Genomic DNA, 22,534 nt, shown 5'->3' with positions numbered 1-22,534 from the left:
CGGCGGTCGCGAGAAAGGATCGCCGGGTCAAGCCCGGCGATGATGGATGTGGGGGGGCCATGCCTGCATGCGTGGCAGCGTAAAGAGGGGAAGTGCCGATGTCGTCACCCATGTCGAGCGACCTGAAGTCGGGCTCGCTGTTCTACCACGCGGAGCCGAAGCCCGGGAAACTGGAGATCCGGGCGACGAAGCCGCTGGGCAACCAGCGCGACATGGCGCTGGCCTATTCGCCGGGCGTGGCCGCCGTCTCGGAGGCGATCCACGCCGACCCCTCGCTGGTCTCGAAATACACGAGCCGCGGCAATCTCGTCGGCGTCATCTCCAACGGCACGGCGGTGCTGGGACTCGGCAACATCGGCCCCTTGGCCGCGAAGCCGGTGATGGAGGGCAAGGCGGTGCTCTTCAAGAAATTCGCCGACATCGACGTCTTCGACATCGAGGTGGCGGCGACGACGGTGGAGGCCATGGTGAGCACGGTGGCGGCACTGGAGCCCACCTTCGGCGGCATCAACCTCGAGGACATCAAGGCGCCGGAGTGCTTCGAGATCGAGCAGCAGCTGCGTGAGCGGATGAACATCCCGGTCTTCCATGACGACCAGCACGGCACGGCGGTGATCGTGGGCGCGGCCGTCACCAATGCGCTGATGCTGGCAGGCAAGGAGTTTTCCAAGGTCAAGATCGTGGCGAGTGGAGCCGGTGCGGCGGCGCTGGCCTGCCTCAACCAGCTCGTGAGCCTGGGCGCGAAGGTGGAGAACATCTGGGTCACCGATCTCGAGGGCGTGGTCTACAAGGGCCGCGAAAAGCTGATGGACCGCTGGAAGGCGAAGTTCGCGCAGGAGACGCAGGCGCGCTCGCTGGCCGAGGTGATTGCCGGGGCGGACATCTTCCTCGGACTCTCCGCTGGTGGCGTGCTGAAGCCGGACCTGCTGAAGCAGATGGCGAAGGACCCGCTGATCCTCGCGCTTGCCAACCCCAATCCGGAGATCATGCCGGAGGAGGCGGTGGCGGTGCGGCCCGATGCCATGATCTGCACCGGGCGTTCGGACTATCCGAACCAGGTGAACAACGTCCTTTGCTTCCCCTACATCTTCCGTGGTGCGCTGGACGTTGGCGCCTCGACCATCAACGAGGCGATGAAGCAGGCGGCGGTGAATGCCATCGCCGGGCTCGCCCGCGAGACGCCGTCCGACGTGGTGGCCAGGGCCTATGGCGGCGAGGCGCGGCTGTTCGGCAAGGATTCGCTGATCCCGGCGCCCTTCGACCCCCGCCTGATCCTGCGCGTGGCGCCCGCCGTCGCGAAGGCCGCGATGGAGAGCGGTGTCGCCACCCGGCCCATCGCGGATTTCGAGACTTACGAGGAGCGGCTGGGGCGCTTCGTGTTCCGCTCGGGTTTCGTGATGCGGCAGATCTTCGCCGCGGCGAAGAAGGCGCCGAAGCGCGTGATCTATGCCGATGGCGAGGACGAGCGCGTGCTGCGCGCAGCCGAAGTGCTGCTGGAGGAGGGGATCGCCAAGCCCATTCTCGTCGGCCGTCCGGCGGTGATCGAGACACGGCTGAAGCGCTATGGCCTGACCATTCGCCCGGGAACGGATTTCGACATCGTCAACCCCGAGGACGACCCGCGCTACAAGGAATATGTGCAGACCTATGTGGAGGTGGCGGGCCGCCGCGGCATCACGCCCGATGCGGCGCGAACGCTGGTGCGCACCTCGACCACCGTCATCGCCGCGCTGGCGCTGAGGCGCGGCGAGGCGGATGCGATGATCTGCGGCCTCGAGGGCCGCTACCGCGCCAAGCTGCGCCATATCCGCGACATCGTGGGCCACGCGCCGGGGGCGCGCGAATTTGCGGCGATGAGCCTGATGATCACCGCGCGCGGCATCGTGTTCCTGACCGACACGCATGTGCAGGCCGAACCCTCGGCCGAGGCCATGGCCGACACGGTGCTGATGTGCGCGGCCCACGTGCAGCGCTTCGGCATCACGCCCAAGGTGGCGCTCGTCGCGCATTCCGACTTCGGCGACTTCGACACGCCGGTGACGCTGCGCATGCGGGCGGCGCTGCGGATGGTCCACGAGCGCGCACCGGACCTGATGATCGACGGCGAGATGCAGGCCGACACGGCCCTCATCGAGGCGGTGCGGCAGCGGAAGCTGCCGTCCTCCACGCTGAAGGGCGAAGCCAACCTCCTCGTGATGCCCGGCCTCACCTCGGCCAACGTCGCCTACCAGATCATGAAGGTCTTCGGCGACGCACTGCCCGTGGGCCCGATCCTGCTGGGCACGGCGAAGCCCGCCCACATCCTGACGGGGTCCGTCACCTCCCGCGGTGTCGTGAACATGACGGCAATCGCGGTGGCGGAGGCGGCGACGGCTGCGCAGAGCTAAGTGCATCAGAAGGGGGCTGTCGTGCGTTGGATGGCAGATGAATAGAACCAAAAGACCCCTCCTGTGACAGGGACCGCTGCCAGGAGCACGAGCAGGAAAAGGACGGCCCTACGTCTTTGGGAACGGGACGGGCGCTGCCCCAATTGCGGACTATCTGTCCACAGCAACCACATGATCCAGAGAAAGGAAAGCGAGATGAGGCAGGGGAGAATAAGAATAGGAGGCGACAGCAGCAAATTGTGCTCTACGTCGGCTGATCTCACAGGCTCTTGCCAATAGAGGTAAAACAGGCTCATCCAGTTCGCGACGAAGTAAGCGCAGAGTGAGAGCTGCGCAAAGGTAAACGCGCCAAGGATTGCGAAAGCAATCGTGCGCCGCATAAGCCTGAGACGTGGATGGCTTGCGAGCAGCTTCTCCGACGGAATGAGGCACAAGGCCGCGATCGGCAAAGCATACCACTGAGACTTTAGCGAAATGCCGAAAAGTTCTATCAGCCCTATCAGAGCCAGAGTTGCGGCAGCCATCAATATCAAATCAGCGCGGCGGTTGCCGATGTTCACGGGATCCTCCTTCTGAGCCGATATGGGATGGGCATTCAGTGATGCCTCATGGACTTCACGATGAATGGCGCGGAGATCATCAGCCCCGTGGCCAGCGCAAACAGGACTATGGCGAGCCAGAAAGCAGGGCGCTTGTGCAGCGGGGGAGGATTGACGGGAGGTGGCGCGAAGACGATCTGCTTCAGCAGCTTTTCCATGGAGACATACGTCGAGGCGAAGACAAGGATCCGCAGCGGCCAGCCATAGACGATGCGATCGAAATTGCTGGCCTGTTTGGGCGCAATGCTGTCGTCGCCTGCATGGACCGGGTGCGGGAGATCGAAATTCCAGCCCGACTGCCAGTAGAAGTGAATCTCGCCGATCCACCTGAACAGCGCAGTGGCACACATGAGCGCGGACGTCATGGCCATGATGCCAAAGACGAAGACGCCGAAGAACAGCCGGATGTTCATCAGCCCGCGCTCTCGAGGTGGCTGTGTGCGGATGGCGGCTGGCTTTGCGGAAGCCTCTGCAACAGGAGACCGATCAGGGCCACGAGGCCGATGAAACCGAAAACGCCGGACTTGATCCATGCCGAAACGTGGATCGGCCCAGATCGGTGCGGTCCAGCGGGTCTGGGGGATGCGCTAAGGGCAATACGCTGCCACATGCTTGTTTGAAAAGCCTCGCGCTGTGTGGCGTCGTTGCTATCCATTCGGCAGGGGCTCCATTCGCCGTCAGGGCCAATGAAGGACGAGCCAGATGGCCAGAAGGGATAGACCCAAAAGCAATGTCCCCAATAGAACGCGTTCTGAGTTGATCACCCAGCGCGGTAAAAGTTCAGCGGGGGACAGCATTTGCAATGCGCGCCCGTGCAGACTTGCCGCTGCAGCTCCGCAAAAGACGATCTTGACCGGCATGACCCAAGTGACCAGAGCAAGGTCGCTGAACATGCTTTCACCATGGTCGGATCCGTCCAGCGTCCAGCCCAGGTATCCGGAAAGCTTCAGCACCCAGTCACGCGCACTGGTGACGGCCGATGCCCCCCAAAAAATGGCGATGAAACCAAGCCCCCGGTAGCCTCTGCTTTGGTCTTTGGACAGTATCATGTTCGCTTTCCCGAACTCTGATCGATGAGACTTTAACGCGGATACCGGACCAGCGGGGGGCTTGACGGCCGTCGATCCTGATTTCCACCCCCAGTGCAACCAAAAGTGATAAATCTCGTCAATCCGTGAAATGCCTTCGCGTGTCGCCAAAATCCCGGCTATGCCGTTGCCGAGACAGCATTTTGTGCGATTTCTGGTGATCTGAGCCAATGACAGCAAAGACTTACCTGATCGGCGTCGATACCGGGGGAACCTATACCGATGCCGCCGTGATCGAGGCGCAGGGGCACCGGGTGGTGGCCTCGGCGAAATCCATCACCACCAAGGGCGACCTTTCGATCGGCGTCACGGGTGCGATCACCGCGGCGGTGGCGAAGCTGCCCGAGGGGCTGAAGCCCGAGGACATTTCGCTCGTGTCGGTGTCGACCACGCTCGCCACCAATGCGGTGGTGGAGGGGCATGGCTCCGCCGTGGGCGTGATCCTCATCGGCTTCGACCAGGCCATGGCGGAGCGGACGGGGATCGCCAAGGCCTTCCCGGGCATGCCGATCGCCATGATCGGCGGCGGGCATGACCACAATGGCGAGGAGGCGAAGCCGCTCGACGTCGAGGCGCTGGCGACCGCCGTGGCGGGAATGCTGGTCGATGCCTTCGCGATCGCCTCTGCCTTCGCGGTGCGCAACCCCAGGCATGAGCAGCGGGCGCGCGACATCGTGGCCCAGGCGACGGGCAAGCCCGCGACGCTGTCGACCGAATTGACCTCCGCCCTCGATGCGCCGCGCCGCGCGCTCACCGCGGTGCTCAACGCGCGGCTGATTTCGCGCGTGTCGATGCTGATCACGGCCGTGCGGCGCTCGATGAAGGATCTCCGCATCGACTGCCCGCTGATGATCGTGAAGGGTGACGGCACGCTGGCGCTGGCCGAGCGCGTGGCGCTCAGGCCGATCGAGACGGTGCTGTCAGGCCCGGCGGCGAGCCTCGTCGGCGCCTCGTGGCTGTGCGGCGCCAAAGACTTCATCATGTCCGACATGGGCGGCACGACGACGGACCTTGGCGTGCTGCTCGACGGGCGCCCGCAGGTGGCGGAACAGGGTGCGGAGGTCGGCGGCTGGCGCACCATGGTGAAGGCCATCGACGTGAAGACGGTTGGCCTCGGTGGTGACAGCGAGATTTCGATCGGGCTCAACGGCGCCCTGACCGTGGGGCCGCAGCGCGTGGCGCCTGTTTCGCTGCTGGCGCACCGCTACCCCGAGGTGGTGGCGATGCTGGAGGCCGACCTCGCCGATACCGAAGGCGGGTCGCTGCATGGACGCTTCGTGCTGAAGCCCTTCGGCGCCACTGCGGCGCTGACGGCGGAGGTGACGCCCAAGGAGGCCGAGATCCTCGCGATGATCGACGAGCGGCCGAAGCCCATCCGCAAGATTGCCGTGTCATCGGCCGCGCAGCGGGCACTGGCCTCGCTGAAGCGCAAGGGCCTGGTGCAGACGGGGAGCTTCACCCCGTCGGACGCCGCGCATGTGCTGGGCCTGCAGGACAACTGGCCGGGGCCTGCCGCGGAACTGGCTGCGAAGCTGATGGTGCGCTTCCGCGACATGAAGCTGGGCGATGCCGAACGTGTGCAGGGCTTCTGCCGCGAGGTGTGGTCGGAAACCGTGCGGCTGACGGCGAAGGTGATCCTCGACACCGCCTTCGGCAAGAGCTTCGGCCAGCATGAGCTGGTGGATGCGGTGAGCTCCGGCCGGGCGCGGCTGGGACTGGCCAAGGTGTCGCTGTCGCCATCGGTTCCCGTGGTGGCCGTCGGCGGGCCGGTGCGGGTCTATTACGAGGAGGTAGGCCGGCGGCTCGATTGCGAGATGATCTTCCCGCCCTTCTTCGATGTCGCCAATGCGGTGGGCGCGGCGACGGGTGTCGTGGCGCAGGTGGTGACGGTGTCGGTCGAGGGCGACGGCAGCGGGCTGTTCCGCGTGCATGGGCCCAGGGGAGCGAGCGTCTTCACCTCCGGCCCGCAGGCCTTGCTGGCGGGCGAGGAACAGGCGCGCGCCCTGGCGCTCGAGGCGGTGCAGCAGCTGGGCGCCCAGGATGCACAGGTGCAGGTGAGCATGACCAAGAGCCACCTGCCGGACGCGGTGGACGACAACGGGCTGCTGGAGGCGAAAATCCGTGCCGAGGCCATCGGGCGGCCTGAGACCGGCCACCGCTGAGTGAAAGCAGGCGCGGGCGCAACGCGCGGTCAGTGTCACACATCGCGAATCTGGAATATGCATGTTCCAGGGGATGGCTGGCTTGGGGAGGGACTGCATCATGAAGGGTGCGGCGCGAACGTTTTTCATTCTTGCCTTGTGTTACGCGGTGGCGGGCATGTGCCTCGGCATCTACATGGCGGCGAGCCACGACCACGGCCAGATGCCGACCCATGCCCACATCATGGTGGCGGGCTGGCTGATGTCCTCCGTCTTCGCCTTCTTCTACCACCTGTTCCCGGAGATTGGCGCAAGGCCGCTGGCGCGGGCGCATTTCTGGGTGCAGGGGGTGAGCGGCGTGGTGCTGGTGGTGTCGCTGTTCTTCCTGCTGCAGGGCAACGAGGCGATCGAGCCCGTCACGGCGCTGGCATCCGTCGGATTCCTCGTCGGCATGCTGATCTTCGTGTGGAATGCCATGCCGGTGCTGAAGGCGGCGTGAGGGCGTCGGCGCTCGGCAAGACACATCATCATGCCCGGGCTCGTCCCGGGCACCCTTTGTGGTTGGCGAAAAGGGTCGCCGGAACAAGTCCGGCGATGATGTATCAAGGCGGGAGCGCAGAATGGGCTGTCTTGTTGCCCGCGTCGAACTCCTCACCTAACCTCGGCTCGTGCTGATCCACACCGTATTCGACCTACTTGCCGCCTGTGCCGCGCTGGGCATGACCCTGTTCGTCTATCACTGGCGGCTGAGAGATGCCGCGCGGAAGATCGATTCCGCCGGGCCGCTCTATGGCCTTGCACTGGTCATGGGCGCGGCGATCGGGGGCTTCGGGGCGGGGACGCTCAACCTCTGGCTCTCCGGCGCGCCGGGCATCGGCCGCTCCATCGTGGGAGCACTGGCGGGGGCGATCATCGCGGTCGAGATCTTCAAGCGCTGGCGTGGCATTTCGGGTTCGACGGGGCTGATCTTCGTGCCGGCCTTCGCGACCAGCGTGGTGGTCGGGCGCTGGGGCTGTTTCCTCGCGGGGCTCGGCGACGACACCTATGGAACGCCGACAGGTCTGCCCTGGGGCCATGACTTCGGCGACGGCATCGCGCGCCACCCCGTGCAGCTCTATGAGTCCCTGACCATGGCGGTGTTCCTGGCGGTTGCGCTGACGCTGATCGGGCGGCGCAACGGCTTTTTCATGCAGAACGGCTTCTACCTCCTCGTGCTGGTCTATGCGGGCCAGCGCTTCCTGTGGGAATTCCTCAAGCCCTATGGCAGCGTTGTGGGAACATTCAATCTGTTCCATTTGATTTGCGCCGGACTCGTGATTTACTCGCTGGCCATGATGGCGAGGGGGAAGGCGTCATGAGCCGGGCCGATTTCTGGTGCCGCGTGATCGGCTGGCTGCAGGTGGCGGGTGCCCTGGCGGTGGGCACGGCGATCTATGCGGCGTGGGAATTCATCTTCGGCTGGATCGTGATGGAGAACCCGGGCTTCTTCACCGTCATCAAGTGGATCCTGATCATCATCTTCGCCTTTCCGCCCTTCCTCTCGGGGCTGCTCACCGTGGTCTTCGCCGACCGGGTGGAACAGGCGCGCGAGGGCAAGCGCGACGAGCAGCACGTGTTCCTGCGCGTGGTGACGGCGCTGGCTGGGCTGTGGTCGGCGGGGGTCGTGGGCTTCGTCGGGCTGCATGTGCCGCCCATCGGCTTCTTCTCGGTGCTGGGCCTTGCCACGGCGGTGATGGCGGTGATGGGGGCGGACTGGACGGCTGACCTCTTTGCAACCCGCAACGGCCCGGGCAGGGGCACGGCATGAACGCGCCGGTCCGCAAGGTTGCGCCCTATGTCTTCTATGGCCAGACGACCTCGATGTGCGATGACTGCATGGCGCTGGTGCCAGCCAAGATCATCATCGAGGACAACAGCGTCTACTATCTCAAGCGCTGCCGCGAGCATGGCGTGCAGAAGGCACTCGTCTCCACCGACGCGCAATATTACAAGCTGTGCCATGACTACCTGAAGCCGGGCGACCGGCCGCTCCAGCCGCAGACCCGCACCGAGAACGGCTGCCCCTATGACTGCGGACTGTGCCCCGACCACGAGCAGCATTCCTGCCTGGCGCTGATCGAGGTGAACGAGGCCTGCAACCTGACCTGCCCGGTGTGCTTTGCGGCGTCATCGGCGGCGAAGACCACGCACCGGCCGCTTGCCGAGATCGAACGCATGATGGACGCGCTGGTGGCCTCCGAGGGCGAGCCGGACCTCCTGCAGATTTCCGGCGGGGAACCGACGATCCACCCGCAGATCCTGGACATCATCGCCGCGGCCAAGCGGCGGCCGATCCGCCACGTCATGCTCAACACCAATGGCATCCGCATCGCCCAGGAGCCGGACTTCGTGAAGGCGCTGGCAGGTTTCAAGCCCGGCTTCGAGGTCTACCTGCAGTTCGATTCCCTGCGGCCCGCGGTGCTGAAGAACCTGCGCGGCGCGGACCTGACGCGCATCCGCCGCCAGGCACTGGAGGCGCTGGAACGGGAGAACATCTCGACCACCCTCGTCGTGGTGGTGAAGGCCGGGCAGAACGACGACGAACTGGGCGAGATCATCGACTTCGCGCTGCAGTGGCGATGCGTGCGCGGCATCACCTTCCAGCCGGTGCAGGATGCAGGCCGCAACGAGGGTTTCGACCCGGGCCGCGACCGCATCGTGCTCTCCGACATCCGCCGCCGCATCGTGGAGGCGGGAACACCCTTCGGGGCGGGCGACATCATCCCGCTGCCGTGCAACCCGGAATCGATCGCCATCGGCTATGCGCTGCGCAAGGGGAGCAAGATCGCGCCCATCACCTCCTTCTTCCCGCGCGACATGCTGGTGGAGGCGCTGCCCAATGCCATCACCTTCGAGAAATACCCGGAGCTTCATTCCCAGGTGCTGAACTTCTTCTCGCTCTCCACCGCCGAGTGCAACAATCCGGAGAAGCTCAACGCCCTGCTGTGCTGCCTGCCGGAGGTGCCGGTGCCGGAGGGCTTCGGTTATGAGAACATCTTCCGCATCGCCATCGTCGAGTTCATGGACCGGCACAATTTCTGTGTGGGCCGGGTGAAGCGCAGCTGCATTCATTTCGTGACACCCAACGGGCAGATCATCCCGTTCGAAACCTACAACATGTTCTACCGCGACGAGGCGGCACGCGCGCGCATGGCGCGGAGCAGGGGGCAGCAATGAAGATCATCCTCGGTATCATCTGCGGGCTCGTGGTGCTGTTCGCCGGCGGCTGCGCCCTGCTGCTGGTCTTCGCCGAGTTCACCGACAGCGGGGCTGCCCCCCTGGCGCTGATTCCCGGTGGCATCGCGGCACTCAACGTACTGGTGCTGATGGCGCTGTTCGGCAGGTCGCAGCCGCAGCGCTGGGCCTTCTACGTGCTGGCCGTTCTCGACGTGATCGGCGCCATCGTGATGGCGATCTTATGGTCGTCGATCTCCTTCCAGGTAAGCGACATCTGGACGCTCGCCGTGCCGGTGATCGGCGTGCTGCTGCTGAAGGCGGTGCTGACGGTGCTGGTGGCAAGGAAACTGCCGGAGCGCGGAAACCCGCCTCAGGGTTGAACGTTACACCCGGCTGGTCCATATAGCCGGGCCGGGGATCTTTCAGGGGAAGCGGGAACAGCATGCAGGACTTCTTCGCGGAGCATTTCACCTTCGTCTATTCGGCCGAGGGCTGGGTGGCGCTGGCAACGCTGGTGGCCATGGAGATCGTGCTCGGCATCGACAACCTGATCTTCATCTCGATCCTGTCCAACAAGCTGCCCGAGGCCGACCGCTCGCGCGCCCGCAAGCTGGGCATCGGGGCCGCCCTTGTCATGCGCCTGCTGCTGCTGGCCACCGTGTCCTACATCGCGCAGCTGACCGCGCCGGTCTTCACGCTGATGGACCACGGCTTCTCGTGGCGCGACATGATCCTGATCGCCGGTGGCCTGTTCCTGGTGTGGAAGGCGACCAAGGAGATCCACCACTCCGTCGACCCCGAGGACACCAAGGACACGCTGGTGGGCCAGACCGCCACCCTCACCGTGGGCGGGGCCATCTTCCAGATCCTGCTGCTCGACCTCGTATTCTCGGTCGACTCGATCATCACCGCCGTGGGCATGACCGACCATCTCGCCATCATGTACATCGCCGTGATCGTGGCGGTGGCGGTGATGCTGCTGGCGGCCGACCCGCTGGCGCGCTTCATCCATGCCAACCCGACGATCGTGATGCTGGCGCTGGGCTTCCTGCTCATGATCGGCATGACGCTGATCGCCGACGGCATGGGCTTCCATGTGCCCAAGGGCTATGTCTATGCCGCCATGGGCTTCTCGGCCCTTGTGGAACTGCTCAACATGCTGGCGCGCCGGGCACGGCGGAAGAAGGCGGCAGACACGGGGCACTGAGGGCCTCCCGCGTGTTGACACCTCACCTTCGCCGGGCTTGACCCGGCGACCCTCTTGCGGGCGGCGCAAAGGATGCCCGGGTCGAGCCCGGGCATGATGAGCAGGGGGCGGGACACCGCCCGGTTGCCCTTATCCCCCGGCTCGGCTAGAAGGCGCGCCGATCCCCGAATTTGCAGGAAAGACGTCACGCGATGGCTCGTCAGTTCATCTATCACATGCAGGGCCTCACCAAGGCCTATGCCGGCGGCAAGAAGGTGCTGGAGAACATCCACCTGTCCTTCTACCCCGATGCCAAGATCGGCATCCTCGGCCCCAACGGCTCGGGCAAGTCCACCCTGCTGCGCATCATGGCGGGGATCGACAAGGAGTGGAACGGCGAGGCCTGGCTCGCTGACGGCGCCACGGTGGGTTACCTGCAGCAGGAGCCGGAACTCGACCCCGCGCTCGACGTGATGGGCAACGTCATGGAAGGCGTCGCCCACAAGAAGGCGATCCTCGACGAATACAATGCGCTGATGGCCGACTACAACGACGAGAATGCCGAGAAGGCCGGCAAGATCCAGGACATCATCGACAGCCAGAACCTGTGGGACCTCGAGGCCCAGGTGGAGCAGGCGATGGACGCGCTGCGCTGCCCGCCGGGCGATGCCTCGATCGACAATCTCTCGGGCGGCGAAAAGCGCCGCGTGGCGCTGACGCAGCTGCTGCTCAGGAAGCCCGACCTGCTGCTGCTCGACGAACCCACCAACCACCTCGACGCCGAGTCGGTGAACTGGCTGGAGCATCACCTGCGCGACTATCCGGGTGCGATCATGATCGTGACCCATGACCGCTACTTCCTCGACAATGTGACGGGCTGGATCCTCGAGCTCGACCGCGGCCGCGGCATCCCTTACGAGGGCAACTACTCGGCTTACCTCGGCCAGAAGGCCAAGCGCTTCGCGCAGGAAGCGCGCGAGGATGCGGCGCGCGAGCGCGCCCTGGCGCGCGAGTCCGAATGGATCTCGGCCAGCCCCAAGGCCCGCCAGGCCAAGTCGAAGGCCCGCATCAAGGCCTATGACGAGCTCCTCAAGGTGAACGAGGACCGCCTCAAGTCCACCACCGCGCAGATCATCATTCCGCCGGGCGAGCGGCTGGGCAACACGGTCATCAACCTCGAGGGCGTGTCCAAGGCCTATGGCGACCGGCTGCTGATCGACAACCTCACCTTCAAGCTGCCGCCGGGCGGCATCGTCGGCATCATCGGCCCCAACGGCGCGGGCAAGACCACGCTGTTCCGCATGATCACCGGGCAGGAAAAGCCCGACAGCGGCACCATCACCATCGGCGAGAGCGTGCAGCTCGGCTATGTCGACCAGTCGCGTGACTCGCTCGACCCCGACAAGACGGTGTGGCAGGAAATCTCCGGCGGCAACGACATCATCTATCTCGGCAAGCGCGAGATGAACTCGCGCGCCTATACGGGTGCCTTCAACTTCAAGGGCGCGGACCAGCAGCAGAAGGTGGGCAACCTCTCAGGCGGCCAGAGGAACCGCGTGCATCTGGCCAAGATGCTGAAGTCGGGCGCCAATGTGCTGCTCCTCGACGAGCCCACGAACGACCTCGACACGGAAACGCTCGCGGCGCTGGAAGAGGCGCTGGAGGATTTCGCCGGCTGCGCGGTCGTCATCAGCCACGACCGCATGTTCCTCGACCGGCTGGCCACCCACATCCTCGCCTTCGAGGGCGACAGCCATGTGGAATGGTTCGAGGGCAACTTCCAGGACTACGAGGAAGACAAGAAGCGCCGCCTGGGCGAGGACAGCGTGATGCCGAAGCGCATCAAGTACAAGCAGTTCGCCAGGTAGGGGACTGCTCCACCTCTCTCCGATTCATCATCGCCGGGCTTGTCCCGGCGATCGCTTTTGGCCGCCAAAAGGATGCCCGGGACAAGCCCGGGCATGATGAGCGGGGGGGGGGAGCGGGCATGATGATCGGGGGGGGATGCACATGCCGATGGATGGAGAATGGGCGTGATGATCCGGGGGACGCTGGGTGCCTGATAACCCTGGGAACCGGTAAGGTGACGCCGCCCGCGCTGCGTGCTAGGAAGCGCGAAATCTCAACCCGAGCGATTCAGACCATGACCCTCACCCGCCGCCTGTTCCTCGCCTCGCTTGCCGCCGCAGCGACCACCCCTGCCTTCGCGCAGGAGGCTGCCGTCGACCTCAGCCAGGAGCCATTCCCGGTCAAGGACGAGGAAAACAAGATCGAATACAAGTTCCGCCGCAAGGAAGTGGACTTCGACACCACCGAGGCGCCGGGCACCATCGTCGTCGATCCCAAGAAGCGCTTCCTGTTCCTCGTGCTCGGCAATGGCAAGGCCATCCGCTATGGCGCGGCGGTGGGCAAGCAGGGCCGCACCTGGTCAGGCTCCGCCACCATCGGCCGCATGGAGAAGTGGCCGACCTGGACGCCGACGCCCGAGCACATCGCGGAATTCCCCAAGCTCGTGAAGTGGCAGAACGGCGGCATGCCGGGCGGGCCCGAAAACCCGATGGGTGCGCGCGCTCTCTATCTCTACCAGGGCGACGTCGACACCATCTACCGCATCCACGGCTCGCATGATCCCTCGCTGATCGGCCGCAAGAAGACGGCCGGCTGCGTGAGCCTGCTGAACGTCGACATCATCGACCTCTACAACCGCGTCCAGCTTGGCACCAAGGTGGTGGTGCTGGAGTATTGAGAAGCCGGCGTCAGTCCGACGCGGCCTCCTTCAGTACCCAGTCCCGGAACAGGCGGATCTTGCGGCTGGCGCGGTGTTCACGGGGGTAGGCGAGATAATAGCTCTCGCCGCTCGAGGCGGTGACGTCGAACAGCGCGACGAGCCTGCCGGTTTCGAAGCTCTGCGCCTCGAAGCGCGGGGTGATGATGGCGATGCCGTGGCCGGCCAGCGCCACGCTGGCCGCCATCTGCTGGGTTTCGACGTCGATGCCGGGGCGGGTGAAGGTGATGGGCGTCGCGACACCGGCGGCGCGGAACCAGATGTCCCACCATTCATCCGACGGGGCAATGAGGACGTGACTGAGCATGTCCTCCGGCGTCTTCGGGCGGCCCGCGCGCGCGAGATAGGCGGGGCTCGCAACGGCAGTGAAGGTCTGCTCGAAGAGGAGGTGCTGCTCGAGGCCGGGCCAGTGGCCCCTGCCGGAGCGGATCGCCACGTCGATGCCGTCGACGGCGAAATCGGCGAGGGTCGAGGAGATGTCGAGCCTGACCGCGAATTCCGGGTGCAGCATCTGGAAGGAGCCGATGCGCGGGGCCAGCCAGTTGCCGGCGATGGTCTGCATGGTCGAGATCGTCAGCACCGAATGGGCCTTGTCGGACACCGCACGGAAGGCGCGCGACAGGCTGGCAAGCGCCGCCTGCACCATGGGCGCCAGCTGCTCGCCGCGCGCATTGAGCCTGACGCCGCGCGCCTCGCGCAGGAACAGGGGAGCGCCGACGAAGGCCTCGATCTGCTTGATCTGGTAGCTGACCGCCGACTGCGTCATGTTCAGCTCCTCCGCGGCGCGGGAGAGATTCTGGTGCCGGGCGGCGGCATCGAAGACGCGGATGGAGGCCAGGGGCGGGAGGTCACGCATGGGGCAAGCTATAAGGCAGTTCGATGGCTCAGGCCAGAGGACGGGCAGGCGGTGCCGCCCGGCACGTGCTAGGCTTGCGCCATGAGCGACTGGAACCCTTCGCATTACCTGACCTTCGCCGACGAGCGGACGCGGCCGGCGCGGGACCTTCTGGCCCATGTGCCGCTGGTGGCGGCGCGCCGGATCTATGACCTTGGCTGCGGGCCCGGCAATTCGACGGCCCTGCTGGTGACGAAGTTCCGCCAGGCGCATGTGACGGGGATCGACAATTCACCCGCCATGCTGGAGGCCGCGCGCGCGGCCTGCCCGGGGGCCGACTTCGGCTTTGGCGACCTCTCCATCTGGCTGCCGCCGGAGCAGCCGGACCTGCTGTTCTCCAACGCCACCTTCCAGTGGGTGCCCGATCACCTTCACGTGCTGGAGCGGCTGGCCGCCTCGCTGGGCACGGGCGGCGTGCTGGCGGTGCAGATGCCGGACAATCTGGGCGAACCCAGCCACCGGCTGATGCAGAAGGCGGCGGCGCTGGGGCCGTGGGCGGCAAGGCTGGAGGCTGCGGCAGCGGCGCGTGACGTGCTGCCCGGCGCCGACACCTATTATGCGCGGCTGAAGCCGCATTTTTCCCGGCTCGACATCTGGCACACCATCTACAACCATCCGCTGGACGGCGTGGACGGCATCGTGGACTGGCTGGGAGCGACGGGACTCAGGCCGTTCCTGGCGCCGCTCGCGGCGGATGAGGCCGGGGCGTTTCTCGCGGCCTATCGCGCGATGCTGGCAAGGGCCTATCCGCCGCAGGCGGACGGCAAGGTGCTGCTGCGCTTTCCGCGGCTGTTCCTGGTGGGCGTGCGCTGAGGCGGCTCAGCCGCCGAGATAGGCGAAGAGCCCGTCGATGCCCTTGCGCGACACGGTGCCGGTGAACTTGGAGCGCATCTGCTGGGCCAGCCAGATGCCCTGCATGTTGACGTCCTTCACCGTGTAGCCGCCGCCCGCCCTGGCCAGGCGGAAGACGATCTTCTTGCCGCTGGCCGAGCGCGTGGTGACGACGAGGCCGCTGCCGGAGGCGTCGCAGTCGATGACTTCGAGATTGCCGCCGCGCAGGCCGCTGCCGTGGCGCTTCAGCGTGTTGCCGATGAAGTTGCGGGTGAGGTCGAGATACTCCGCCTCGCGCGACTTGGGCAGGTCCTTGCGGTACTGGCCGAGCGCGAAGAAACTGAGCGAGCGGAGGTCGGAAAAGCGCGCCGCGGCGGAGGCGAAGGCCGAGGCGGAGCCTGCCGCCGCAGCCCGGTCATAGGCCTGGCCCGCACTCTTGACGAAGCCCTCGGCCGGGCACTTGTCCGCCAGCGCCGCGCTGGAGAGGCCGAAGGTCGAGAAAGCGATTGCAAGGAGAGCGAGGACAAAACGGCGCACGGGAATCACCCTGGGTAAAGCATCGGCTGTGTTGGAAACTGCACCATAACACGATTGAGGAAGACTTAAGTTCCGTGCAACGGGACCGATGTGACCGGCGTCACTCCTCGGGGCGCGACTTGGCCCCGGCAATCTTCGCCTCGCGCAGATGGAGATCGAGGTTCGAGCCCTTGATGTCCTCGGGCCGCGCCAGCGCGAAGGTGCGCTTCCTGAGTTCCTTCACCAGTTCGGCGCGGTCCTCGATGTGGGCGATCTCCTCGAAGGGGATGGGTTCGCCCACCCTGATCTTCAGCCGCGAGCCGATGCGCCGGGCGGTTTCGCGGAACACCAGCGACAGCCGCAGCGTGAGGCTGAGGTGGCTGGCCAGCTGGAAGAGGCGCGAATTCTGGCCGACGAAGAACACCGGCACCACCGTGGCCTTCGACGAGCGCAGCAGCTTGGCCGTGAAGGGCGCCCAGGGCAGGTCAACCGCCGGCCCCTTCAGCGGCTTCTCGGAGGTCGAGACGCCGCCGCCGGGGAAGATGCCGATGGCATGGCCCTGGCGCAGCCAGTTCTGCGCCTCGATGCGCGAGCGCACATTGGTTTCGCGCGCCTCGCGGGTGGGGGCGAAGGCGACGGGAAGCAGATTCTCGGCGGCCTCCGGCGCCTGGCAGAGCACGTCATTGGCCAGAACCTTGGTGTCCGGCCGGACCTTGGTGGCAAGCCAGGTCAGCGTGATGCCGTCCAGCACGCCATAGGGGTGGTTGGCGATGAAGATCACGGGGCCGGTCTTGGGCGTGCGGGCCAGGGCCGCCTCGTCATATTCGAGCCGCATGCGCAGCAGGCGCAGGGCGGAATCGAAGAAGTTCTGCCCGTCCTTCAGGTTCTTCTGGTGCTGGACATAGAGCTTCTTGAGCTTGCGCTGGCCGCCGATCTTCTCGATGGCCTGGATGACGGCGCGCTGCAGCACCGGCTGGTCAGCGGTGGAATAGCTGAAGCGGACCTTCTTGGGGGCGAGTGCGATGCTCTTTGGCATGGGCGGCCGACCGTCATAAATCCAACCACCCATCGCACTTCGCGTGTGCCGATGCAATGGAGACACGTCAAAGAAGGGGAGTTCCGCCATGGAATTTGCCGATTCGCGCCGGGTTCGTTGCCGTCATCCTTCCGGCCGCCCGATGACGGGCGTGTGACGGGTGGCGGAACATGTGAACGGCGCGTGCGGGCGCATTGCCAAGCGGGGCAGGGGCGGTCCAATCTGGCGGGAATCGCAAAGCCGAGGGGAGAGACATGTACAAGCTTTATGCCCGGAACGGTGCCGGGTCGGTGGCCGTCGAGGCGCTGCTGGCCGCCTGCGGGGCGGACTACGAGGTCACCGTGCTGGACCGGAAGCCGGACGGCAGTTTCGAGGACTTCTTCATTGCCATCAACCCCAAGGCCGAGGTGCCCACCCTGGTGCTGCCCGACGGCAGCGTGATGACGGAAAGTGCGGCGATGATGATCCACATCGCCGAGCAGTTCCCGAGGGCGGGCATGGCGCCGTTGCCGGGGGAGGCGGGGCGGGCCCAGTTCCTGCGCTGGCAGGTCTATCTCGCGGCGGCGCTCTATGGCAGCGACCTGCGGCTGTTCTACCCGCAGCGCTTCACCACGGATGCCGGCGGCGCGGACGGCGTGAAGGCGCGGGCGGCCGAGATGATGCTGCATGAGTTCGCCATCTATGCCGACGCGCTGGGCGAGAAGACCTTCATGCTGGGCAGGTTCAGCGCGGTGGACATCTATGCCGCCATGCTGTGCACCTGGGCGCCGGACATGGGCGCGCTGTTCGCGAGGCACCCGAACCTGAAGCGCATGTATGACGCCGTGCTGGCGAATGAGGCGGTGAAGAAGGTGTGGGCCCGAAACGAGATGTGACGCCTCGCTACGCCGCCTTCTTTTCCGCGCCGAGGCCCAGCACCCGGCAGATGGCATAGACGAGGTCGGCGCGGTTGAGCGTGTAGAAGTGGAAGTGCTTGACGCCCTCGCGCCGCAACGCATCCACCTGCTCGGCAGCGACCATGGCGGCCACGAGGTTGCGCGTCTCGGGCTCGTCATCGAGGCCCGCGAAGCGCGTGGCGAGTGCGGGCGGCACATGCGCGCCGCACTTCGCGGCGAATTCGCTGACGCGCGCGAAGGAGGTGATGGGCAGGATGCCCGGCACCAGTTCGATGTCGATGCCGCGCGCCGCGATGCGGTCCCTGAGCCTGAGAAAGAAGGGATTGTGGAAGAAGAACTGCGAGATGGCGCGGCTGGCGCCATGCTCCGCCTTGTCGGCCATGAAGGCAAGGTCTTCCTCGATCGAGACGGATTCGGGATGGCGCTCGGGATAGGCCGAGACCGAGACCTCGAAGTCGCCCAGTTCCTTGATGCCGCGCACCAGATCGGCGGCGTTGCGGTAGCCATCAGGGTGCGGCGTGAAGCGGGTGCCCACGCCGCCCGGCGGATCGCCGCGCAGCGCCACGATGTGACGCACACCGGCCTTGGCGAAGTCGTTCACCGTGGCATTCACCTCGGCCTTCGAGGCGCCGACGCAGGTGAGGTGGGCGGCGGGCTTCAGCGTCGTCTCGCCGGCGATGCGGCGCACCGTCTCCAGCGTGCGGTCGCGCGTGGTGCCGCCGGCACCATAAGTCACGGAGACGAAGGACGGGTTCACCGTTTCGAGCTTGCGGATGGTCTGCCAGAAACTGTCCTGCGCATCGCCCTTGGGCGGGAAGAACTCGAAGGAGACGGTGATGCCGGAAACGTCTTCCGCGAAGGCGATCATGTGGCGTGGTCCTTCAATGCAGGCATGGTGACGGCGGGACGCGGCTGCGTGGCGAGCCACAGCGACACGGTGAGGCCCTTGCCCTGCGGCCGCCATGGCGGGGCCAGCACGTCATGCTGTGCAAGCGCAAGGCCCGCGCGGCCCAGCCATTGCGCCATGTGTTCGGCCGCGATGCCGAGGCGGCGGTGGGCATGCTCGGAGCGGAGTTCATCGAGGTCATGCGGGGCGAAGTCGACGATGAGCAGGCGGCCGCCCGGCTCGAGGATGCGGGCGGCTTCGGTCAAGGCGCGCACCGGGTCCTCGAGGAAGTGCAGGACCTGGTGGATGGTGACGAAGTCGGCAAAGCCGTCGGGAAAGGGCAGGGCATAGATCTCGCCGTGGCGGACCTGGGCGTTGCGCACGCCCGCGGCATCGAGGTTCACTCGCGCCATGGCCAGCATGTCGCGGCTCGAATCGATGCCGATCGACTGCTGCGCAAGGCCGGCGAAGCGGCGCAGCACGGCGCCCGTGCCGGTGCCGAGGTCGACATGGAGGCGGATGGGCGCGGGCCCGGCGAGCCTTTCCATGGCCTGCTCGACATCCTCCTCGCGCACATGGAGGGAGCGGAGCTGTTCCCAGCGGGCGGCGTTTTCGGCGAAATAGCGCGAGGCGGCCTCGGCGCGGCGGCTGCGGATCTCCTCCAGCCGGGCAAGGTCACCCGCCAGCACGGCATCGGCACCGGGCAGCAGGTCAACGATGGCGCGGGCGAGCGCCCCGCCCATGTCCTCCTCGCGGAGGCGGAAGAGCACCCAGTTGCCCTCCTTGTGGCGGCTGATGAGGCCCGCTTCGGCCATGAGCTTCAGGTGGCGGCTGACGCGCGGCTGGCTCTGGCCCAGGATCTGGGTCAACTCGCTGACATTGGCCTCGCCATGGGCGAGGATGAACAGGATGCGCACGCGGGTCGATTCCGCTGCAGCGCGCAGGCCGGAGAGCAGCTCTTCCATCCATGAACCTCCATAACCACATAAACATATCTTTATGTTGCTCGCAAGACGCCTATTGTGGCGCGTGGATGATGGCGTTTTCAGCAAGCTGTGAAGGCGCCCCTCCCGGTCTTGCATTCGTCACGATTTCACGGCGTATTAGGGCGTGAGTTGGGGTGCCGCTGCGGCCCTGTGGTGGAGGATTGATGATGGACGGGGTGAATGGTCCGCTGACCCGGCGGGCACTGTTTGGACTGGCGGCTGCGGCGGCCTTCGGGCTCGCAACGCCGGCCATGGCCAATACGGCGGCCGAGGACTATGTTTCCGGCATCGCCGAGCAGGTGATGCGGCTTGCCAACAACGGCAAGAAGGGACCGGCCCTGAAATCGCAGTTCGCCTCGCTGCTGAACCGCTACATCAACCTCAAGGGCATCGCCGACTATGCGCTGGGCCCCTATGCCAAGCAGCTGCCGGCCGGCAAGCGGTCGGAATTCTATGCCCTGGTCAACAATTACGCCGCGGCCCTGTTCAATTACTATGTCGATGACTTCCGCGGCACCAAGCTCGACATCATCTCGACCACCAAGCAGGGCAAGTTCACCGTCATCCAGTCGGCCATCACCGGTGGCGGCGGGCGCGAGCAGGTGAGGTGGCGGCTGGTGCCGTCGGGCGGCGGGTTCCGCGTCGCCGACGTCAACGTCAAGGGCGTGTGGCTGACGATTTCGATGAAGGACCGCTTCTCCAAGGTGCTGAAGGCGTCCAAGGGCGACTTCGGCCCGCTCTTCGCCGAGCTGAAGGAAGCCAATACGTGGTGAGCGGGGCGGCGTTGTTGACGCCGCCGCAACCTGTCCTTTATGGCGGAAAGGACGGCTTCAAAGAAAGCGAATCATGTCGAAGACCCGCCCGCTCCTGTCCGCCGCACTGACGCGCCGCGCCGCGCTTGCGGGGCTTGCCGTGGCCTTCGCATCGCCTGCCTTGGCCGGCCCCGAGGAGGCCGCCATCGCCTACATGAAGAAGGTGGCCAAGGACATGCTCGCGGCGCACCGGCAGGGCACCGTGGCGAGCTTCAAGCGCGCCATTCAGCGCCATGCCGACGTGGCTTCGATCGCCGACTATTCACTGGGCCAGTACAAGAGCAAGCTGCAGCCGTCGCAGAAGCAGGCCTATTACAGCGGTACCGCCAGCTTCATGGCGCGCTACTTCGCCGACCAGTCGCGCGACTATGTCGTGTCGAAATACGAGATCGGCGATGCCGACGCCGATGGCAGCGACATCAACGTCGACACCAAGGTCTATCTGATGAACGGGCAGTCCTACACGGTGGTGTGGCGGCTCGGCAAAAGGGGGGGCGGCTTCAAGGTGGAGGATGCCAAGGTGATGGGCTTCTCGCTCACCTACCTGCAGCGCGGCATCTTCACGTCCTTCCTGTCCAAGCGCAACGGCGACGTGGCGCAGCTGGTGGCGGCACTGAACCGCTGAGGCATGCGCCTCACTTCACCTGGATGCTCTTCAGATAGTTCATCAGCGAGGCGATGCGATCATTGACGATCAGCTCGCGCGCGGCGGAGCTTGTGTCGGAACTTGCTGCCTCGCGGTTGAACCAGTCGCCCCACACCGGCATGTCGCGCATGCCGTGAACCTTCACGTCGGCACGGCCGTCGATCACCCCCATCACGCGCTCTTCCGGGAACTTGCCGGCGTTGAGCTTCGAGAGCTTGGTGAGGTCCGGCACCGCGAGGGTGAGGAACTCGCCCAGCGTGCCGTCGCCCTTGGCGTCGGCGCCGTGGCAGGCGGCACAGTAGTTCATGTAGTCGCGCTGTCCGAGTTGGAGGCTGATGCCTTCGCTGAGGAGGGGCGCGCCCACGACGCTGCCCTCGGCCACGGCGTCATGCGCGCCAGCCACCATGAGGCCGGCCACTGCCAGTGCCAGGACGAGATACTTGCGCTTCATCATTCAATCCTCCGCATCACCCGGAAGCATCGCGCCCGGGCCGGAACAGAGCCTTGACATCGGTCAATTAAGGCTTCGCTAACCCTGGGCGACTTAACTCCGTCCTCGTTCCCTTCGTGAGTGGCGTTGTCCCGTGTCCCCGACCCCGTTCCTGCGCAAGATCCTCATCGCCGTGGCCATTGCCGCCGTGCTGGCGGCGTGCAGCTCGTCGAAGAAGGGCGGAAACTTTTCCACCAAGGGGCTGCGCCCGCCGGAAGCCTCCTGCCGGGTCAAGCCGTCGCGCATCGGGCTGGCCGAGAAGATCCGCAACATCAACGAGCACAATGGCTGCCAGGTGCCGAATGCCTGGAAGGTGCAGTCGCTGGGCTCGGTCACCTTCAGCCAGCCCGTCATCCTGAACTGCGGCATGGCCGAGCCCGTCTACGGCTGGCTCGAGGACGTGGTGCAGCCAACCGCGCAGCGGAGCTTCGGCGAGAGCATCGTCAGCATCGACGTGGCCGCCTCCTATGCCTGCCGGCCGCGCAACAACCAGAGCGGCGCCAAGATGAGCGAGCACGGCTTCGGCAATGCCCTCGACATTTCCGCCTTCACGCTGGAAAGCGGCCGCAGGATCACGGTGGAGCAGGGCTGGTGGGGCAGTGCCGACGAGCGCCGCTTCCTGCATACCGTGCATGACCGCGCCTGCGGGGAGTTCCACACCGTGCTGGGGCCCGATTCCGGCCGGGCGCACCGCGACCACCTGCACCTCGACCTGCAGAACCGCGAGAACGGGTCAACCTACTGCCGCTAGGCTCGATCATTGCAATTTCCGCCCATCCGGCGCATATGGGCGGCCATGGAACAGGAAATCCTCAAGCCCGATGCTGCCCCGAAGGCAGGCTCGCAGGCCTTCAGCCGCACCGGAAGCCTGATGGCGGCCTTCGGCGCCACGCTTCTGATGCTGTGCTTCACCGGCTCCTCGATGGTGGCCACCGTGTGGGCGATCGCCAAGCTGATCGGCCTGCCCGACATGATGATGTATGGCCTGATGGCGGTGGGCGTGCTGCCCGTGCTGTGGGTGACGATCTGGACCGCGGGCCGCGCCTGGCACGTGGAAAAGCTGCTCGCCCAGCACAAGGACATCGACGTCCCCGTGTTCAGCCTGACCTATTACTTCAAGAACGGCTGAGGCCGGCCC

Annotated in this window: 25 protein-coding genes; 16 read left to right on the top strand and 9 right to left on the bottom strand. The window is 65.8% G+C overall.

Features of this window, described 5'->3' with window-relative positions:
- The first annotated feature begins 98 nt into the window (after nucleotides 1–98).
- Nucleotides 99–2,387, top strand: coding sequence for an NADP-dependent malic enzyme (locus DK847_RS15410; RefSeq protein WP_111199415.1), 2,289 nt, complete (start codon nucleotides 99–101; stop codon nucleotides 2,385–2,387).
- A 5-nt stretch (nucleotides 2,388–2,392) separates the two neighbouring features.
- Here the strand turns inward: DK847_RS15410 and DK847_RS15405 are convergent, their stop codons facing one another.
- The 3 genes from DK847_RS15405 to DK847_RS15390 all read right to left on the bottom strand — a co-directional run bounded on the left by DK847_RS15405 (nucleotide 2,393) and on the right by DK847_RS15390 (nucleotide 4,035).
- Nucleotides 2,393–2,947 (bottom strand): hypothetical protein, encoded by a 555-nt coding sequence (locus tag DK847_RS15405; RefSeq protein ID WP_111199414.1) that lies wholly within the window; start codon nucleotides 2,945–2,947, stop codon nucleotides 2,393–2,395.
- Between the two features lie 35 nt (nucleotides 2,948–2,982).
- The gene (locus tag DK847_RS15400; RefSeq protein ID WP_111199413.1) at nucleotides 2,983–3,399 is read right to left on the bottom strand and encodes a hypothetical protein; all 417 of its coding nucleotides are present in this window, start codon (nucleotides 3,397–3,399) and stop codon (nucleotides 2,983–2,985) included.
- Between the two features lie 264 nt (nucleotides 3,400–3,663).
- Nucleotides 3,664–4,035, bottom strand: a complete 372-nt coding sequence (locus DK847_RS15390) for a hypothetical protein (RefSeq protein WP_111199411.1) — start codon at nucleotides 4,033–4,035, stop codon at nucleotides 3,664–3,666.
- Nucleotides 4,036–4,244: 209 nt separating this feature from the next.
- Here DK847_RS15390 and DK847_RS15385 point away from each other — a divergent pair, with 209 nt between their 5' ends.
- The 9 genes from DK847_RS15385 to DK847_RS15345 all read left to right on the top strand — a co-directional run bounded on the left by DK847_RS15385 (nucleotide 4,245) and on the right by DK847_RS15345 (nucleotide 13,363).
- Nucleotides 4,245–6,236 carry a hydantoinase/oxoprolinase family protein gene (locus DK847_RS15385; protein WP_111199410.1) on the top strand — a complete coding sequence of 664 codons (1,992 nt, stop codon included), beginning with the start codon at nucleotides 4,245–4,247 and terminating at the stop codon, nucleotides 6,234–6,236.
- A 157-nt stretch (nucleotides 6,237–6,393) separates the two neighbouring features.
- Nucleotides 6,394–6,714, top strand: coding sequence for a hypothetical protein (locus DK847_RS15380; RefSeq protein ID WP_342634762.1), 321 nt, complete (start codon nucleotides 6,394–6,396; stop codon nucleotides 6,712–6,714).
- Between the two features lie 169 nt (nucleotides 6,715–6,883).
- The gene (locus DK847_RS15375; protein WP_111199408.1) at nucleotides 6,884–7,573 is read left to right on the top strand and encodes a prolipoprotein diacylglyceryl transferase; all 690 of its coding nucleotides are present in this window, start codon (nucleotides 6,884–6,886) and stop codon (nucleotides 7,571–7,573) included.
- Complete coding sequence (locus DK847_RS15370) at nucleotides 7,570–8,022, top strand: hypothetical protein (protein WP_111199407.1); 453 nt, start codon at nucleotides 7,570–7,572, stop codon at nucleotides 8,020–8,022. The genes DK847_RS15375 and DK847_RS15370 overlap by 4 nt, the downstream gene beginning before the upstream one ends.
- Nucleotides 8,019–9,431, top strand: a complete 1,413-nt coding sequence (locus DK847_RS15365; protein WP_111199406.1) for a radical SAM protein — start codon at nucleotides 8,019–8,021, stop codon at nucleotides 9,429–9,431. The genes DK847_RS15370 and DK847_RS15365 overlap by 4 nt, the downstream gene beginning before the upstream one ends.
- The gene (locus DK847_RS15360; protein ID WP_111199405.1) at nucleotides 9,428–9,811 is read left to right on the top strand and encodes a hypothetical protein; all 384 of its coding nucleotides are present in this window, start codon (nucleotides 9,428–9,430) and stop codon (nucleotides 9,809–9,811) included. Before DK847_RS15365 ends, DK847_RS15360 begins: the two co-directional genes overlap by 4 nt.
- Before the next feature lie 62 nt (nucleotides 9,812–9,873).
- A complete protein-coding gene (locus DK847_RS15355; protein ID WP_111199404.1) occupies nucleotides 9,874–10,638 on the top strand; it encodes a TerC family protein in 765 nt (254 codons plus the stop codon).
- A gap of 191 nt (nucleotides 10,639–10,829) precedes the next feature.
- Complete coding sequence (gene ettA / locus DK847_RS15350; protein ID WP_111199403.1) at nucleotides 10,830–12,485, top strand: energy-dependent translational throttle protein EttA; 1,656 nt, start codon at nucleotides 10,830–10,832, stop codon at nucleotides 12,483–12,485.
- 275 nt (nucleotides 12,486–12,760) lie between these two features.
- Complete coding sequence (locus DK847_RS15345) at nucleotides 12,761–13,363, top strand: L,D-transpeptidase (RefSeq protein ID WP_111199402.1); 603 nt, start codon at nucleotides 12,761–12,763, stop codon at nucleotides 13,361–13,363.
- 10 nt (nucleotides 13,364–13,373) lie between these two features.
- On the opposite strand, the gene DK847_RS15340 is transcribed toward DK847_RS15345, so the two are convergent.
- Nucleotides 13,374–14,258, bottom strand: a complete 885-nt coding sequence (locus DK847_RS15340) for a LysR substrate-binding domain-containing protein (protein ID WP_161957310.1) — start codon at nucleotides 14,256–14,258, stop codon at nucleotides 13,374–13,376.
- Nucleotides 14,259–14,339: 81 nt separating this feature from the next.
- Here DK847_RS15340 and tam point away from each other — a divergent pair, with 81 nt between their 5' ends.
- Nucleotides 14,340–15,110: a trans-aconitate 2-methyltransferase gene (tam, locus tag DK847_RS15335; RefSeq protein WP_111199401.1), complete on the top strand. Its 771-nt coding sequence runs from the start codon at nucleotides 14,340–14,342 to the stop codon at nucleotides 15,108–15,110.
- 6 nt (nucleotides 15,111–15,116) lie between these two features.
- Here tam and DK847_RS15330 read toward each other — a convergent pair whose 3' ends face one another.
- Together DK847_RS15330 and DK847_RS15325 are read right to left on the bottom strand one after the other, a co-directional pair.
- Nucleotides 15,117–15,665, bottom strand: a complete 549-nt coding sequence (locus DK847_RS15330; RefSeq protein WP_161957309.1) for an ABC transporter substrate-binding protein — start codon at nucleotides 15,663–15,665, stop codon at nucleotides 15,117–15,119.
- A 100-nt stretch (nucleotides 15,666–15,765) separates the two neighbouring features.
- On the bottom strand, nucleotides 15,766–16,680 hold the full coding sequence (locus DK847_RS15325) for a lysophospholipid acyltransferase family protein (protein WP_161957308.1): 915 nt from the start codon (nucleotides 16,678–16,680) through the stop codon (nucleotides 15,766–15,768).
- Between the two features lie 254 nt (nucleotides 16,681–16,934).
- Between DK847_RS15325 and DK847_RS15320 the strand changes: the two genes are divergently transcribed.
- A complete protein-coding gene (locus DK847_RS15320; RefSeq protein WP_111199398.1) occupies nucleotides 16,935–17,555 on the top strand; it encodes a glutathione S-transferase family protein in 621 nt (206 codons plus the stop codon).
- A 7-nt stretch (nucleotides 17,556–17,562) separates the two neighbouring features.
- On the opposite strand, the gene metF is transcribed toward DK847_RS15320, so the two are convergent.
- Nucleotides 17,563–18,444 (bottom strand): methylenetetrahydrofolate reductase [NAD(P)H], encoded by an 882-nt coding sequence (gene metF / locus DK847_RS15315; RefSeq protein ID WP_111199397.1) that lies wholly within the window; start codon nucleotides 18,442–18,444, stop codon nucleotides 17,563–17,565.
- Nucleotides 18,441–19,427 (bottom strand): ArsR/SmtB family transcription factor, encoded by a 987-nt coding sequence (locus DK847_RS15310; protein ID WP_111199396.1) that lies wholly within the window; start codon nucleotides 19,425–19,427, stop codon nucleotides 18,441–18,443. The genes metF and DK847_RS15310 overlap by 4 nt, the downstream gene beginning before the upstream one ends.
- 185 nt (nucleotides 19,428–19,612) lie before the next feature.
- Between DK847_RS15310 and DK847_RS15305 the strand changes: the two genes are divergently transcribed.
- Both DK847_RS15305 and DK847_RS15300 read left to right on the top strand, forming a co-directional pair.
- Nucleotides 19,613–20,221 (top strand): MlaC/ttg2D family ABC transporter substrate-binding protein, encoded by a 609-nt coding sequence (locus DK847_RS15305; protein WP_111199395.1) that lies wholly within the window; start codon nucleotides 19,613–19,615, stop codon nucleotides 20,219–20,221.
- Between the two features lie 73 nt (nucleotides 20,222–20,294).
- Nucleotides 20,295–20,885: a Tgt2/MlaC family protein gene (locus DK847_RS15300; protein ID WP_111199394.1), complete on the top strand. Its 591-nt coding sequence runs from the start codon at nucleotides 20,295–20,297 to the stop codon at nucleotides 20,883–20,885.
- Between the two features lie 10 nt (nucleotides 20,886–20,895).
- Here the strand turns inward: DK847_RS15300 and DK847_RS15295 are convergent, their stop codons facing one another.
- Nucleotides 20,896–21,360, bottom strand: a complete 465-nt coding sequence (locus tag DK847_RS15295) for a c-type cytochrome (RefSeq protein WP_111199393.1) — start codon at nucleotides 21,358–21,360, stop codon at nucleotides 20,896–20,898.
- A gap of 130 nt (nucleotides 21,361–21,490) precedes the next feature.
- Here DK847_RS15295 and DK847_RS15290 point away from each other — a divergent pair, with 130 nt between their 5' ends.
- Nucleotides 21,491–22,147, top strand: coding sequence for an extensin-like domain-containing protein (locus DK847_RS15290; protein WP_111199392.1), 657 nt, complete (start codon nucleotides 21,491–21,493; stop codon nucleotides 22,145–22,147).
- Nucleotides 22,148–22,192: 45 nt separating this feature from the next.
- Nucleotides 22,193–22,525 (top strand): hypothetical protein, encoded by a 333-nt coding sequence (locus DK847_RS15285; protein WP_111199391.1) that lies wholly within the window; start codon nucleotides 22,193–22,195, stop codon nucleotides 22,523–22,525.
- Nucleotides 22,526–22,534: the final 9 nt, after the last annotated feature.

The sequence above is a fragment of the Aestuariivirga litoralis genome (assembly GCF_003234965.1).
Classification (GTDB): Bacteria; Pseudomonadota; Alphaproteobacteria; order Rhizobiales; family Aestuariivirgaceae; genus Aestuariivirga; species Aestuariivirga litoralis.
Note: the sequence above shows the minus strand (reverse complement) of the source record. Positions and strands in the feature narration are given on the sequence as shown.

Excerpts from the sequence above, each read along its gene's own strand:
- DK847_RS15410 (WP_111199415.1), top strand. The coding sequence starts at position 99 with ATGTCGTCACCCATGTCGAGCGACCTGAAGTCGGGCTCGCTGTTCTAC.
- DK847_RS15400 (WP_111199413.1), bottom strand. The coding sequence starts at position 3,399 with ATGAACATCCGGCTGTTCTTCGGCGTCTTCGTCTTTGGCATCATGGCC.
- DK847_RS15390 (WP_111199411.1), bottom strand. The coding sequence starts at position 4,035 with ATGATACTGTCCAAAGACCAAAGCAGAGGCTACCGGGGGCTTGGTTTC.
- DK847_RS15385 (WP_111199410.1), top strand. The coding sequence starts at position 4,245 with ATGACAGCAAAGACTTACCTGATCGGCGTCGATACCGGGGGAACCTAT.
- DK847_RS15380 (WP_342634762.1), top strand. The coding sequence starts at position 6,394 with ATGTGCCTCGGCATCTACATGGCGGCGAGCCACGACCACGGCCAGATG.
- DK847_RS15370 (WP_111199407.1), top strand. The coding sequence starts at position 7,570 with ATGAGCCGGGCCGATTTCTGGTGCCGCGTGATCGGCTGGCTGCAGGTG.
- DK847_RS15365 (WP_111199406.1), top strand. The coding sequence starts at position 8,019 with ATGAACGCGCCGGTCCGCAAGGTTGCGCCCTATGTCTTCTATGGCCAG.
- DK847_RS15360 (WP_111199405.1), top strand. The coding sequence starts at position 9,428 with ATGAAGATCATCCTCGGTATCATCTGCGGGCTCGTGGTGCTGTTCGCC.
- DK847_RS15355 (WP_111199404.1), top strand. The coding sequence starts at position 9,874 with ATGCAGGACTTCTTCGCGGAGCATTTCACCTTCGTCTATTCGGCCGAG.
- ettA (WP_111199403.1), top strand. The coding sequence starts at position 10,830 with ATGGCTCGTCAGTTCATCTATCACATGCAGGGCCTCACCAAGGCCTAT.
- DK847_RS15345 (WP_111199402.1), top strand. The coding sequence starts at position 12,761 with ATGACCCTCACCCGCCGCCTGTTCCTCGCCTCGCTTGCCGCCGCAGCG.
- DK847_RS15340 (WP_161957310.1), bottom strand. The coding sequence starts at position 14,258 with ATGCGTGACCTCCCGCCCCTGGCCTCCATCCGCGTCTTCGATGCCGCC.
- tam (WP_111199401.1), top strand. The coding sequence starts at position 14,340 with ATGAGCGACTGGAACCCTTCGCATTACCTGACCTTCGCCGACGAGCGG.
- DK847_RS15325 (WP_161957308.1), bottom strand. The coding sequence starts at position 16,680 with ATGCCAAAGAGCATCGCACTCGCCCCCAAGAAGGTCCGCTTCAGCTAT.
- DK847_RS15320 (WP_111199398.1), top strand. The coding sequence starts at position 16,935 with ATGTACAAGCTTTATGCCCGGAACGGTGCCGGGTCGGTGGCCGTCGAG.
- metF (WP_111199397.1), bottom strand. The coding sequence starts at position 18,444 with ATGATCGCCTTCGCGGAAGACGTTTCCGGCATCACCGTCTCCTTCGAG.
- DK847_RS15310 (WP_111199396.1), bottom strand. The coding sequence starts at position 19,427 with ATGGAAGAGCTGCTCTCCGGCCTGCGCGCTGCAGCGGAATCGACCCGC.
- DK847_RS15305 (WP_111199395.1), top strand. The coding sequence starts at position 19,613 with ATGATGGACGGGGTGAATGGTCCGCTGACCCGGCGGGCACTGTTTGGA.
- DK847_RS15300 (WP_111199394.1), top strand. The coding sequence starts at position 20,295 with ATGTCGAAGACCCGCCCGCTCCTGTCCGCCGCACTGACGCGCCGCGCC.
- DK847_RS15295 (WP_111199393.1), bottom strand. The coding sequence starts at position 21,360 with ATGATGAAGCGCAAGTATCTCGTCCTGGCACTGGCAGTGGCCGGCCTC.
- DK847_RS15285 (WP_111199391.1), top strand. The coding sequence starts at position 22,193 with ATGGAACAGGAAATCCTCAAGCCCGATGCTGCCCCGAAGGCAGGCTCG.